This is a genomic window from Hydrogenophaga sp. (assembly GCF_011772445.1).
Classification (GTDB): Bacteria; Pseudomonadota; Gammaproteobacteria; order Burkholderiales; family Burkholderiaceae_C; genus Hydrogenophaga.
In genome coordinates, this window is the sequence record NZ_WVZN01000005.1 from 232 (window position 1) to 12323 (window position 12092).

Genomic DNA, 12092 nt, shown 5'->3' on the forward strand with positions numbered 1-12092 from the left:
GAACTTCACGATCGCCTCCCAGGCGACCTTCGGATCGTCCACGTACTGGAAGAGATCGAGGTCCTCGGGCGAGATCGTGCCTTCCTCCACCAGCACCTCCAGGTTGATCAGGCGCTTCCAGTAGTCGCTGCCGTACAGCAGGATCGGCACCGGCTTGGACTTCTTGCACTGCACCAGCGTGATCACCTCGAACAGCTCGTCGAGCGTGCCGAAGCCGCCCGGAAAGGCCACCAAGGCCTTCGCGCGCATCAGGAAGTGCATCTTGCGCAGCGCGAAGTAGTGGAACTGGAAGCACAGCTGCGGGGTGATGTACGGATTGGCCGATTGCTCGTGCGGCAGCGCGATGTTGAGGCCCACGTTGAGCGCACCCTCGTCGTGCGCGCCCCGGCTCGCCGCTTCCATGATGCCCGGGCCACCGCCGGTGCAGATGAACAGCTTGTCGCTCTCGGGGCAGTGCGCGCTGTACTGCGCCACGATGCGGCCGAACTCGCGCGCGCGGTCGTAGTAGTGGGCGTTGCGCACCAGCGCGCGCGCCTTGGCAATGGCGCGCGGCTCGCCCGCGGCCTCGGCCGCGCGCAGGCCGGCCTCGGCCTCGCTCTGCTCGCGAAAGCGCGCGCTGCCGAACACCACGATGGTGTTCTCGATGCCCAGTTGCAGCTGGGCCAGGTCGGGCTTGAGCAGCTCCAGCTGCATGCGGATGCCGCGCGTCTCGCGTCGCAGCAGGAACTCGGGGTCGGCGAAGGCCAGGCGGTAGGCGTCGGCCAGCAGCGGGTTGCCACTGTCCGAATGGGCCTGCAGTTCGGCCCAGGCGTCGGCCAGGCGGCGTTCGGTGATGTCGTGATCGGCTTCGGTGGTGTTGGCTTCGGGCATGTCGTTCACTTTCGGGTCACAGGCCGAGGGCCAGCGCCAGTGGCACGAAGACCACCGCCAGCGCGTTGCCCACCATGATGGAGGCGGCCACGGTCTCGGGTTCCTGATGGTATCGGTCGGCCAGCATGAACTGGATGACGGCGGGTGGCAATGCCGCGAACAGCAGCAACTGGCTGCGCGCCGCGCCCTCCAGGCCCATGGCCCAGGCCAGCGGAAGGCCGATGGCCAGGCCGATCAGGGGCCGCGCCAGCGCACCCAGCAGACCGAGTGTCATGCCCTGGCGCGTCAAGGCCGTCAGGCGCACGCCCAGCGCGAACAGCATCATGGGGAGCAGGGCATCGCCCAGGAGCTTCAGGCCCGACAGCACCGCGGGCGGTGGGCGCAGGTCGCTGAAGGCGCTGAGAAAACCCAGCAGGGTGCCGATCATCAAGGGGCTGCGCAGCAGGTCGCGCGTGCGCGCCGCGGCGCTGGTGATGCGCGCGCCCAGCGAGAAATGCAGCAGGTTGCTCACCGAGAACAGCGCCACCGCCGCGCCGAACTCCGCCGGCCCGAAGGCCAGCAAGGCCAGGGGCAGGCCCATGTTGCCGCAGTTGTTGAACATGACCACCGGCACCAGGGTGCGCGGCTGCGCGCCGAACGCCTTGGCCAGTGGCCAGGCCAGCAGCCCGCTGGCCAGGATGATCACCGTGCCGCCGATGAGCAGGGGCACGTGCTCGCCGATGGCGAAGTCGCGCGAGGCCAGAGCGGAATACACCAGCAGCGGCGCCAGCACGTCGAGCGCGATGCGGTTGAAGCTGTTCAGTTCGGTGGAACGCCGGCGCGCGTAGCCGTAGCCGATGGCCACGATCAGGAAGACCGGGATGATGATGTCGGCGATGCGGGCAATCAGGTCCATGGCGCGTGGGCGTGGCGTTCAAAGCAGAAGGGCTCCGTGTGGAGCCCTTCGTGTCTTGCGACGGTGATGCGGTCGATCAGACGCGCTTGCGGTACTCGCCCGTGCGCGTGTCGATCTCGATGCGGTCGCCCTGGCTCACGAACAGCGGCACGGGGATCTCGAAACCGGTGGCGATCTTGGCCGGCTTGAGCACCTTGCCCGAGGTGTCGCCCTTGACGGCGGGTTCCGTCCAGGTGATCTCGCGCTCGACGCTGGTGGGCAGTTCCACCGAGATGGCCTTGTCGTCGTAGAACACCACCTCGACGGCCATGCCGTCTTCCAGGTAGTTCAGGGCATCGCCCATGTTCTCGGCTTCCACCTCGTACTGGTTGAAGTCGGCGTCCATGAAGACGTACATGGGGTCGGCGAAGTAGGAGTAGGTGCACTCCTTGTGGTCGAGGATGACCTGGTCCATCTTGTCGTCGGCCTTGAAGACGACTTCGGTGCCGATGTTGCCGAGCAGGCCCTTGAGCTTCATGCGCACGGTGGCGGCGCCGCGGCCACCACGGGCGTACTCGGTGCGCAGGACGATCATCGGGTCCTTGCCGTGCATGATGACGTTGCCGGCGCGGATTTCTTGGGCGATTTTCATGAGGGAGTTCCGTTGAAGGGATCGCCCGGCGGTTCGGGCGAAGGGCCGGCATCTGCGGTGGATGGACCTGGCCCGGGTTGCGGGTTTGTCGCGAAACCCGGCATTTTACCGTTTTCGCCCCACCGCCTGGCTCAGCTGCGTCGCCAGATCGGGCTGGACCAGCAGCCGCTGCCGTGCGGCCTGCACGGTCTCGCGCCAGCCGTCCACCACGTCCCACCCCGGCCAGGCCGGGGCGCGCGGCGCTGGCGGCGAACCCGGCAGGCCGTTCCAGTGGTGGTGGAAGGCGCGCAGGCTGGCCGGGGCGTCCAGCCAGTCCAGGAAGGCCCGCAGCTTGGCGTGGTGGGCGTCGTCGTGCTGGGGGTAGATCTGCCAGACGAAGGGCTGGCCGGCCCACAGGGCGCGCACCAGCGAGTCCTCTCCGCGCACGAGGTTGAGGTCGGCGCTCCAGAGCAGTTCGTCAAAGCCGCGCTGGTCCAGCCAGGGCAGGGCGTGGCGCGAGGCGCCCGGCGCCAGCGGCAGGCCCTGCGCGGCGCTGGCCGATCGGCCCGGTGTGACCAGCCAGTGCGCCTCGGCCTCGGCCATCACGGCCGCCAGGCTGGGTGGCTCGTAGCCAAAGAGCACGATGCGCCGGCCATCGGTGGGCAGGCCGTGGGCGACCAACCAGGCCGTCCGGTCGAACGCGGCCTGCTTCGCGGCCAGCTCGTCCTCGCGCAGCAGCCCGCCGGTGCGCTCGGTGAAGCCGGGGTAGAAGAAGCGCTTGGTGAGGCCCTTGCCCGGCCCGCTCATCACGGGCGAGGGCAGGCCGTGGCAGCGCTCCACCCAGGCCTCGGCGCTCAGGTACTCCAGGTTGATCCAGGCCGGCTCGCCGGTGCGCGCCGCGACGAAGGCCTCGGGCGGCTCGCAGCCGAAGGCCTCGATCCAGACCTCGCCCGGCACCACGCCTTGCAGGTTGAAGGGCTCGCGCCAGGGCAGCACGCTCACGCCGGGCGCGCTCTCGGGCGCCATCCAGGCCAGCGGCGCGGGGTCGTCGATCCACAGGCGCACGGCCTGGCCGCGCGCGCCGAGCTGCGCGGCCAGTCGCCAGCAGACGCCGATGTCGCCGTAGTTGTCGATCACGCGGCAGAAGATGTCCCAGGTGCGGGGCTCGCTCATGCGGCCGATCATGCCCGCTTCCATGGTCGGCCCGGTCGGCCTTGAAAAACTGATTTCCGCGTGCCGGGTTGTCGCTGGGGGTGGTGCTTGGACACACTCGGCGCGCTCGACAAACCACAAGAGGAGACAAGCGCGTGAGCCAATCACTGGGATGGATCGGCCTGGGCCGCATGGGCGAGGCCATGGTCAGGAAACTGCTGCAGGCCGGACACGGCGTGAAGGTCTGGAACCGCACGCGCAGCAAAGCCGAGCCGCTGGCCGGGTACGGTGCGCAGGTGGTCGAGAGCAAGCTCGACCTGGCAGCCTGCGACACCATCTTCACCATGGTCTCCACCACCGACGACCTCAAGCAGGTGCTGTTCGGCGACGGCGGCGTGATGACGGGGGCGACGAAGCCGAAGACGGTGATCGACAGCTCCTCCATCTCGCAGGAGGGCTCGGCAGAGATCCGCGGGACGCTGGAAGGCATGGGCGTGGCCTACCTCTGCGCGCCTGTCTCGGGCAACGCCAAGGTGGCCAAGGCCGGCAAGCTGCTGGTGGTGGCCTCGGGGCCGAAGGCGCTGTTCGACGCGAACGAGACGTACCTGGCGGCGATGTCGCGCAAGGCCATGTGGGTGGGCGAGGGCGAGCTCGCCCGGGTCTGGAAGATCGCGCACAACACCATGTTCGGCGTGATCATCCAGAGCCTGTGCGAAATCACCGTGCTGGCGGAGAAGGCCGGCATCCCGCGCCACGTGTTCCTGGAAAGCATCAACGACTCGGTGCTGGGCAGCATGTACACGCGCTACAAGACGCCAGTGCTCACGAAGCTCAGCTTCGATCAGGTCACCTTCACGCCCAAGCTGCTGCTCAAGGACATGGACCTCGGCCTGGGCGCGGGCAAGGCGCACGGCGTGCCCATGCCCTCGGCGGCGGCCACGCGCGAGAGCATCGCGCGCCTGGTGGGACGCGGCCACGACGACGTGGACTTCGCCATCCTGCTGCAGGAAACCGCGAACGACGCCGGCCTGACGATCGCGCCACTGAACGTGGACGTGAGCGACGGCCTGTCGAGCTGAACGATGGCGCAGCGCACCCTCATCCGCGGCGCGTCCATCGTCACCATGGACGCGCAGGGCGACCTGCCCGTGGGCGACCTGCTGGTGTCGGGCGACACCATCGAGGCCATCTCGCCGCACCTGCCGGTGGACGAGGCGCAGGTGATCGACGCCAGCGGCTGCATCCTGGTGCCGGGCTTCGTCAACGCCCACATGCACACCTGGCAGACCGCGCTGCGCGGCGTGGCCGCCAACTGGACGCTGCTGCAGTACTTCAAGAACATGCACGCGGGCCTGGCCACGGTGTTCACGCCCGATGACCTGCGCATCGCCACGCTGGTGGGCGCGCTCAACCAGCTCAACTGCGGCACCACCACGCTGGTGGACTGGTGCCACAACAACCCCACGCCCGCGCACAACGACGCGGCGGTGGACGCGCTGCTGGCCTCGGGCATCCGCGCGGGCTTCTTCCACGGCACGCCCAAGCCCGACCCCAAGCCCGGCCAGACGCCGTTCTGGGAGGTGCCGCACCCGCGCGCCGAGGTGGAGCGCCTGCTCAAGGCCCACCAGGGAAAGCCGCTGCTGGAGATCCACGCCGCCGTGCTGGGCCCGCACTACAGCACGCTGGACGTGGCGGTGCACGACTTCCGCATGGCCAAGGAGCTGGGCCTCATCGCCTCGCTGCACCAGGGCGGCGGGCCGGCGCGCACGCCCGACGGTTGGGAGCGACTGGAGGAACTGGGCCTGCTCGGCGAGCAGATCAACATCGTGCACGGCCACGCGCTCAGCGACGAGCAGCTCCAGCGCTTCTGCGAGCTCGGCATGAGCTTCTCGGCCGCGGCCGAGAGCGAGATGTCGCAGGGCCACGGCCACCCGCTCACTGGCCGCCTGCGCGCGCTGGGCCGCGCGCCCTCGCTGGGTGTGGACCTGGAGAGCGTGATGGGCGGCGACATGATCAGCCAGGCGCGCATCGCCCTGGGCATCCAGCGCAGCCTGGACAACGTGGCCCACCGCGCCGCGCACGGCACCATTCCCGACACCTCCACCATCACCACGCGAGAGGCCCTGGGCTGGATCACCGTGGAGGGCGCGCGCATGCTGCGCCAGCTGCACCGCATCGGCACGCTGGCGCCCGGCAAGCAGGCCGACCTGGTGCTGATCCGCGCCGACGAACTGAACATGCAGCCCGTGCACGACCCGGTGAGCGCGGTGGTGTTCCAGGCCACGCTGGCCAACATCGATTCGGTCATGGTTGCGGGCCAGTGGCGCAAGCGGGCGGGGCGCCTCGTCGGCGTGGACCTGCCGCCCTTGCTCGCCGCCCTGCGCGCCTCCGGCGAAAAGATCACGCGCGCCATGGGCATCGGCGCATCGAATGGAGCGATTGCATGAAGGTTCACGTCATCGGCGTAGGCAAGATGGGTCTGCCCATGGCACGCCACTTGCTCGCCGCGGGGCACAGCGTCTCGGTGGAAGACCCCTCGGCCGAGCGCCTGGCCCTGGCCCGCGAGGCCGGGCTTGGCGTGGCCGACGGCCTCGCGGTGGCCGAGGTCGTCGTCTCCTCGCTGCCGCACGATGGCGCGCTGCTCGCGGTGAGCGAGCGCGTGGCCGCGCACGCCGGGAAAGAGGGGCGGGGCGTTGCCTGGGTGGACACCAGCACGGTGTCGCCCGAGGCCTCGGCGCGCGCGGCCGAGGCTTGCGCGCGCGCGGGTCTGCAGAGCCTGCGCTGTACCGTCTCCGGCAACAACCACATGGCCGAGGCGGCTCAGCTCACGGTGATGGCCTCGGGCCCCAAGGCCCTGCACGAGCGCCTGCTGCCCCTGCTGCGCTGCTGGGGCCCCACGCAGTTCTGGTTGGGCGAAGCGGAAGAGGCGCGGCTGATGAAGCTGGTGGTCAACCTCATGATCGCGCAGACCAGCGCCATGCTGGCCGAGGCGCTGAGCCTGGGGCAGAAAGGCGGCCTGGCCTGGGCCGACATGTGGAACGTGATCGGCGCCAGCGCCGTGGCCTCGCCCATCGTCAAGGCCAAGAGCGTGCAGCTCTCGCAGCGCGACTACACGCCCACCTTCACCGTCGGCCAGATGAACAAGGACATCGACCTCATCCTCGGCGAAGGCGCGCGCTTGCGGGTACCGTTGACGCAGACGGCGGCCACGCGCCAGCTCATGTCGGCCGCACAGGCGCAGGGCGATGAAGCGCTGGACTACGCGGCCATCATTCGCGTGATGCAGCGCGCCGCCGGCCTGCCCGCCGATTGAAGAAGGAAAGCCACCGCATGCGATCGTTCGTTTATCAGGGCCTGCCCAGCCGCGTGGTGTTCGGCGCGGGGGCGCTGGCGCAACTGCCGCAGGCCATCCAGGCCATGGGCGCGCAGCGCGCGCTGGTGCTGTGCACGCCCGAGCAGCGCGCCAGCGCCGAGCGCGTGTCGCACCTGCTGGGCGAGCGCGCCGCCGGCATCTTCGACCGCGCGGTGATGCACGTGCCGATCGAGACCGCGCGCGAGGCGCGCGAGCTGGCGCGTCAACTGGGCGCCGACTGCGCCGTGGCCATCGGCGGCGGCTCCACCACCGGCCTGGGCAAGGCCATCGCGCTCGACTCGGGCCTGCCCATCCTGGCCATTCCCACCACCTACGCGGGTTCGGAGATGACGCCGATCTACGGCATCACCGAGGCCGGCCTGAAGAAGACCGGCAAAGACCTGAAGGTGCTGCCCCGCAGCGTGATCTACGACCCCGAACTCACGTTGAGCCTGCCCGTCGGCCTGAGCGTGACCAGCGGCATCAACGCCATCGCGCACGCGGCTGAAGGCCTTTACTCGGTGGAGGGCAACCCGGTGATCGATCTGATGGCGGAAGAGGGCATCGCCGCCATCGGCCGCGCGCTGCCGCGCATCGTCGCCGACGCGAAAGACATCGAGGCGCGCGGCGACGCGCTCTATGGCGCCTGGTTGTGCGGCATCGTGCTCGGCTCGGTGGGCATGGCGCTGCACCACAAGCTGTGCCACACCCTGGGTGGCAGCTTCAACCTGCCGCACGCCGAGACGCACACGGTGGTGCTGCCGCACGCGCTGGCCTACAACGCCGCCGCCGCGCCGCAGGCCATGCGGCGCATCGCACGCGCGCTGGGTCGCGACGACGGCCAGGCCGCGCAGGCGGTGTTCGACCTGGCGAAGGCCAACGGCGCGCCGGTGGCGCTGCGCGACATCGGCATGAAGGCGGAGGACCTGGACAAGGCCTGCGAGATCGCCTTGCAGAACCAGTACCCCAACCCGCGACCGCTGGAGGCCGGGGCGATCCGCGCGCTGCTGCAGGCGGCGTGGGAAGGCGCGCGGCCTTCCTGACGCTGGGCTGAAGGCCCGCGCCTTTCACGCCACCACCTCGCGAAGATCGGGCGCCAGGGCGCTCTGTTCCGCGAATGTCCCCCGGACCGGCTGCGCCGGTCCTCCTCCTTTATTTCGCTACACAGAGCGCCCTGTCGCCCGATCCTGAGGCGCCTCGGCATGCGACTGCCGTTGGTGCGCCTGCCTCTCCGCTGCCCGAGGACGCTGGGTGGCCGACGCAGCGAAATAAAGGAGGAGCCAAGGGCACGGCCCTTGGCGGGGGACATTCGCGGAGTCGGCCACCCAGTGGCCTCGGGCCACCAACCACGCACGTGAGAAGCCCGGCCCGCCCCCAAAGGCAGCAGCACCACGACCACAAGCAGCCCCGAATCACTGCCAAATCAAACAGCCGACAAGACCCCGTCACGTACACTCGACCCCTGCTTTTTCGGGGCCCACCACCATGTTCGGCATCGCGGATTACGACGCTTTTGTCGTCGCCATCGTTGTTTTCCTCGCCATTCCCGGCCCGGGCAACCTGGCCCTGATCACCTCCACCGGCAAAGGCGGCGTGCGTGGCGGATTGGCGGCCACCATGGGGGTCATTGCCGGTGACCAGGTCCTGATGTGGGCCGCCGTGGCGGGTGTGGCCGCGCTCCTGGCCGCCACGCCCGCCCTGTTCAGCGCCGTCCAGTGGATCGGCGCCGCCTACCTCGCCTGGCTCGGCTGGAAGATGCTCACCGCCAAGCCCGGCGATGCACCCGTCCTCACCATCCGCCCTCGCCAGTACTTCCAGCAGGCCGCGGCCATCACCTTGCTCAATCCCAAGGCCATCGTGTTCTACATGGCCTTCTTCCCGCTCTTCGTCGATCCCGCCCGCCACCAGGGTCTGGTCACCTTCGGCGCCATGGCCGCCACCATCGCCGCGCTCACCTTCGCCTATGGCCTGGGCATGACCTTGATCGTCCATTTCCTGGCCGAGCGCTTGCGCGCCAACCCCCGCATCGGCCGCACGCTCGAGAAGATCGCCGGGGTCTTCCTCATCGGCTTCGGCGTCAAGCTGGCGCTTTCCAAATGACGCAACTTCAATCGCAAACACTGAGCGCCGCTGGGCCGCCCCAAGGCGCGAACGCCCCCTCGGGGCTGAGCCCCGCGGCTCCCGGCCTGCCTGCGCAGGCCGGGACGGGCGAAGAGGCGCTGACTCCGGCAGCGCCGCGGCCTGCAAGGCCTTGCGACCCGCGCAGCGGCGGAGCGTGGGGGCTCAACTGATGGCGAAGATCTTTTGCGTGGCCAACCAGAAGGGCGGCGTCGGCAAGACCACCACCACCGTCAACCTGGCCGCTGGCCTGGCCAAGGTCGGCCAGCGCGTGCTGATGGTGGACCTGGACCCCCAGGGCAATGCCACCATGGGCTCCGGCGTGGACAAGCGGGCCATGCAACTCTCGGTCTACGACGTGCTGCTCGAGTCCGCCTCCGTGGCCGAAGCGGCCATCTTTTCCGAGAAGTGCGGCTACCACGTGCTCGGCGCCAACCGCGAACTGGCGGGCGCCGAGGTGGAACTGGTGGAGGTGGAGCGCCGCGAGCGCCGGCTCAAGCAGGCCCTGGCCGGGGTGGCCGAGCAGTACGACTTCGTGCTGATCGACTGCCCGCCCTCGCTGAGCATGCTCACCCTCAACGGCCTGTGCTCGGCCCACGGCGTGATCGTGCCCATGCAGTGCGAGTACTTCGCCCTCGAGGGCCTGACCGATCTGGTCAACACCATCAAGCAGGTACACGCCAACCTCAACAAGGACCTGCAGATCATCGGCCTGCTGCGCGTCATGTTCGACCCGCGCATCACCCTGCAGCAACAGGTGAGCGACCAACTCAAGGCCCACTTCGGCGACAAGGTGTTCGACACGGTGATCCCGCGCAACGTGCGCCTGGCCGAGGCGCCCAGCTATGGCCTGCCCGGCGTGGTGTTCGACCCGGCTGCCCGCGGCAGCCAGGCCTTCATCGCCTTCGCCGAGGAGATGGTCGAGCGCATTCGCAAGATGTGAGGAGGGGTGTTCCACGTGAAACCGCAGAACGTACTGGTCCTGCCCGGCTGGCAGAGCAGTGGGCCCGAACACTGGCAGAGCCGCTGGGAGGCGCGCTTCGGCTACCGCCGCGTGGAGCAGCACGACTGGATGCACCCGCAGCGCGGCGACTGGATGGCCCGGCTCGAAGATGTGGTCCTGGGCTCGGATGGCCCCGTGCTGCTGGTGGCGCACAGCCTGGGTTGCATCCTGACGGCGGCGTGGGCTGCGCATTCGAAGAACACCGACCGCGTGGCGGGCGCGCTGCTGGTGGCGCCGGGCGATTCGGAGCGCGACGACTTGCGCGATCAACTGCCGAGCTGGTCGCCGATCGTGCGCCAGCGGCTGCCGTTCCCCGCCCACCTGATCGGCAGCCGCAATGACCCGTACTGCAGCTTCGAGCGTGCCCGGGGCTTCGCCGCCGACTGGGGTGCCCGCTTCACCGACCTTGGCCCGGCCGGTCACATCAACGCCGATTCGGGGCTGGGCGACTGGCCGCAGGGCCAGGCCTGGCTGGACAAACTCAAGGCAGATGCCTAAGCTGGGCAGGGGTAGTCAAACTTGACTACCTGCTCAACCTCAGGAGCCACCATGCGCGCGACCGTCGCCACCAGCCTCAAACTGCCCGTCGAACTCAAGGCCGCCATCGATGAAGATGCGCAGCGGCAGGGCCTTTCCACGCACGCCTACATGATCAAGACCCTGGCCGACGCGGCCGAGCGCTCCCGCTTGCGCGAGCAGTTCACGCAGGACGCCCTGGCGGCTGAGCGCAAGATGTTGGCCAGTGGGGGCTACGACCTGGCCGATGTCAAAACCTACTTCGAAGCGCGTGCCCGGGGCGAACAGCCCGAACGTCCGCCGCTGCGGCCTGTGCCCCGTTGATGGCGCCCATTGCCGTACAGCTGGCCGAAGGTGACTGGCTCGACCTTGAGGAACTGGTGGCTTTCCTGCTCACGCGGGAAGACCCGGCCGCGCCCGAGCTGATGGCCTTCGTGCTGGATGGACTGCATGTGCTGACCCACCAACCCGGTGTGGGCAGGCCAGCGGGCGAAGGTCTGCGCGAACTGATCTTGCACCGGGGCAAAAGCGGCTATCTGGTCAAGTACCGCTACCTGCCCCACTTGGCGGCTGTGCGTGTTCTGCGCATCCGTCACCAGCGCCAATCCGGCTATACCGAAAGAGACATCTGACATGGTCACCAAAAAACCCAAGGGCCTCGGTCGCGGCCTCGAAGCGCTGCTCGGCCCCAAGGTGGAGGACAAGCCCGCCGCCACCGAAGCCGCGCCCGCCGGCGCGCCGTCCACGCTGCCGCTGGACCAGCTGGTGCCAGGCCAGTACCAGCCCCGCACCCGCATGGACGAGGGCGCGCTGTACGAACTGGCCGAGAGCATCAAGGCCCAGGGCATCATGCAGCCGATCCTCGTGCGCCGGCTCACCAGCGGCCCCGACGCCGGCAAGCACGAGATCATCGCGGGCGAGCGGCGCTTTCGCGCCTCTCGGCTGGCGGGCCTGAACGAGGTGCCCGTACTGGTGCGCGAGGTGCCCGACGAGTCCGCCGCCGCCATGGCGCTGATCGAGAACATCCAGCGCGAGGACCTGAACCCGTTGGAAGAGGCCCATGGCCTGCAACGCCTGGTGAAAGAGTTTGGGCTCACTCACGAACAGGCGGCCCAGGCGGTGGGGCGCTCGCGCAGCGCCGCCAGCAACCTGCTGCGTCTGCTGCAATTGGCCGAGCCGGTGCAGACCATGCTCATGGCCGGCGACATCGACATGGGGCACGCGCGCGCCCTGTTGCCGCTGGACAAGGCCACGCAGATCACCGCGGCCAATCAGGTCGCGACGAAGAAACTGTCGGTGCGCGAGGCCGAAAACCTGGTGAAGAAGCTCGCCGCCGAGTTCACCCTGGCGCCGCAGAAGCCGCGCAAGGAAAAGTCACGCGACATCCGCCGCGTGGAAGAAGAACTGGCCGACCTGCTGACCGCCGAAGTCGAGGTGCGCGTGAAGAAGCGCGTGAAGCGCCACGGCCGGGTGGAGGAGATGGGCGAACTGGCGATCCAGTTCGGCTCGCTGGACGCGCTCAATGGCTTGATCGAGCGCCTGCGCGCCGCCTAGCCATCACCCCCCGCCGCGCTGC

14 protein-coding genes are annotated in these 12092 nt (G+C 69.1%); 10 read left to right on the plus strand and 4 right to left on the minus strand.

Annotated features, from left to right (window positions below; genetic code table 11):
- From GTO19_RS01490 to earP, 4 genes are all read right to left on the minus strand, one after another.
- Positions 1 to 870 (minus strand): TIGR00730 family Rossman fold protein (locus GTO19_RS01490; RefSeq protein WP_291017635.1); only part of this gene is annotated, 870 nt, incomplete at its 3' end.
- Between the two features lie 16 nt (positions 871 to 886).
- Positions 887 to 1765 (minus strand): AEC family transporter, encoded by an 879-nt coding sequence (locus tag GTO19_RS01495; RefSeq protein WP_291017637.1) that lies wholly within the window; start codon positions 1763 to 1765, stop codon positions 887 to 889.
- A gap of 76 nt (positions 1766 to 1841) precedes the next feature.
- Positions 1842 to 2396 (minus strand): elongation factor P, encoded by a 555-nt coding sequence (gene efp, locus GTO19_RS01500; protein ID WP_291017639.1) that lies wholly within the window; start codon positions 2394 to 2396, stop codon positions 1842 to 1844.
- A 105-nt stretch (positions 2397 to 2501) separates the two neighbouring features.
- Positions 2502 to 3548: an elongation factor P maturation arginine rhamnosyltransferase EarP gene (earP, locus tag GTO19_RS01505; RefSeq protein WP_291017642.1), complete on the minus strand. Its 1047-nt coding sequence runs from the start codon at positions 3546 to 3548 to the stop codon at positions 2502 to 2504.
- Positions 3549 to 3631: 83 nt separating this feature from the next.
- Here earP and GTO19_RS01510 point away from each other — a divergent pair, with 83 nt between their 5' ends.
- The 10 genes from GTO19_RS01510 to GTO19_RS01555 all read left to right on the plus strand — a co-directional run bounded on the left by GTO19_RS01510 (position 3632) and on the right by GTO19_RS01555 (position 12070).
- Positions 3632 to 4606 carry an NAD(P)-dependent oxidoreductase gene (locus GTO19_RS01510; RefSeq protein WP_291017644.1) on the plus strand — a complete coding sequence of 325 codons (975 nt, stop codon included), beginning with the start codon at positions 3632 to 3634 and terminating at the stop codon, positions 4604 to 4606.
- Between the two features lie 3 nt (positions 4607 to 4609).
- Positions 4610 to 5974, plus strand: a complete 1365-nt coding sequence (locus GTO19_RS01515; RefSeq protein WP_291017646.1) for an amidohydrolase family protein — start codon at positions 4610 to 4612, stop codon at positions 5972 to 5974.
- A complete protein-coding gene (locus tag GTO19_RS01520) occupies positions 5971 to 6840 on the plus strand; it encodes an NAD(P)-dependent oxidoreductase (protein ID WP_291017649.1) in 870 nt (289 codons plus the stop codon). Before GTO19_RS01515 ends, GTO19_RS01520 begins: the two co-directional genes overlap by 4 nt.
- Before the next feature lie 17 nt (positions 6841 to 6857).
- The gene (locus GTO19_RS01525) at positions 6858 to 7922 is read left to right on the plus strand and encodes a maleylacetate reductase (RefSeq protein ID WP_291017651.1); all 1065 of its coding nucleotides are present in this window, start codon (positions 6858 to 6860) and stop codon (positions 7920 to 7922) included.
- A gap of 442 nt (positions 7923 to 8364) precedes the next feature.
- On the plus strand, positions 8365 to 8979 hold the full coding sequence (locus tag GTO19_RS01530; RefSeq protein ID WP_291017654.1) for a LysE family translocator: 615 nt from the start codon (positions 8365 to 8367) through the stop codon (positions 8977 to 8979).
- A gap of 190 nt (positions 8980 to 9169) precedes the next feature.
- A complete protein-coding gene (locus GTO19_RS01535; RefSeq protein WP_291017657.1) occupies positions 9170 to 9940 on the plus strand; it encodes an AAA family ATPase in 771 nt (256 codons plus the stop codon).
- A gap of 15 nt (positions 9941 to 9955) precedes the next feature.
- The gene (locus GTO19_RS01540; RefSeq protein WP_291017660.1) at positions 9956 to 10498 is read left to right on the plus strand and encodes an alpha/beta hydrolase; all 543 of its coding nucleotides are present in this window, start codon (positions 9956 to 9958) and stop codon (positions 10496 to 10498) included.
- A 51-nt stretch (positions 10499 to 10549) separates the two neighbouring features.
- The gene (locus tag GTO19_RS01545; protein ID WP_291017663.1) at positions 10550 to 10840 is read left to right on the plus strand and encodes a hypothetical protein; all 291 of its coding nucleotides are present in this window, start codon (positions 10550 to 10552) and stop codon (positions 10838 to 10840) included.
- Positions 10840 to 11148 carry a type II toxin-antitoxin system RelE/ParE family toxin gene (locus GTO19_RS01550; RefSeq protein ID WP_291017666.1) on the plus strand — a complete coding sequence of 103 codons (309 nt, stop codon included), beginning with the start codon at positions 10840 to 10842 and terminating at the stop codon, positions 11146 to 11148. The genes GTO19_RS01545 and GTO19_RS01550 overlap by 1 nt, the downstream gene beginning before the upstream one ends.
- 1 nt (position 11149) lies before the next feature.
- Positions 11150 to 12070, plus strand: a complete 921-nt coding sequence (locus tag GTO19_RS01555; protein WP_291017668.1) for a ParB/RepB/Spo0J family partition protein — start codon at positions 11150 to 11152, stop codon at positions 12068 to 12070.
- The last annotated feature ends 22 nt before the right edge of the window (positions 12071 to 12092 follow it).

Coding starts and splice junctions, on each gene's coding strand:
- GTO19_RS01495 (WP_291017637.1), bottom strand. CDS start 1,765: ATGGACCTGATTGCCCGCATCGCCGACATCATCATCCCGGTCTTCCTG.
- efp (WP_291017639.1), bottom strand. CDS start 2,396: ATGAAAATCGCCCAAGAAATCCGCGCCGGCAACGTCATCATGCACGGC.
- earP (WP_291017642.1), bottom strand. CDS start 3,548: ATGAGCGAGCCCCGCACCTGGGACATCTTCTGCCGCGTGATCGACAAC.
- GTO19_RS01515 (WP_291017646.1), top strand. CDS start 4,610: ATGGCGCAGCGCACCCTCATCCGCGGCGCGTCCATCGTCACCATGGAC.
- GTO19_RS01520 (WP_291017649.1), top strand. CDS start 5,971: ATGAAGGTTCACGTCATCGGCGTAGGCAAGATGGGTCTGCCCATGGCA.
- GTO19_RS01525 (WP_291017651.1), top strand. CDS start 6,858: ATGCGATCGTTCGTTTATCAGGGCCTGCCCAGCCGCGTGGTGTTCGGC.
- GTO19_RS01530 (WP_291017654.1), top strand. CDS start 8,365: ATGTTCGGCATCGCGGATTACGACGCTTTTGTCGTCGCCATCGTTGTT.
- GTO19_RS01535 (WP_291017657.1), top strand. CDS start 9,170: ATGGCGAAGATCTTTTGCGTGGCCAACCAGAAGGGCGGCGTCGGCAAG.
- GTO19_RS01545 (WP_291017663.1), top strand. CDS start 10,550: ATGCGCGCGACCGTCGCCACCAGCCTCAAACTGCCCGTCGAACTCAAG.
- GTO19_RS01550 (WP_291017666.1), top strand. CDS start 10,840: ATGGCGCCCATTGCCGTACAGCTGGCCGAAGGTGACTGGCTCGACCTT.
- GTO19_RS01555 (WP_291017668.1), top strand. CDS start 11,150: ATGGTCACCAAAAAACCCAAGGGCCTCGGTCGCGGCCTCGAAGCGCTG.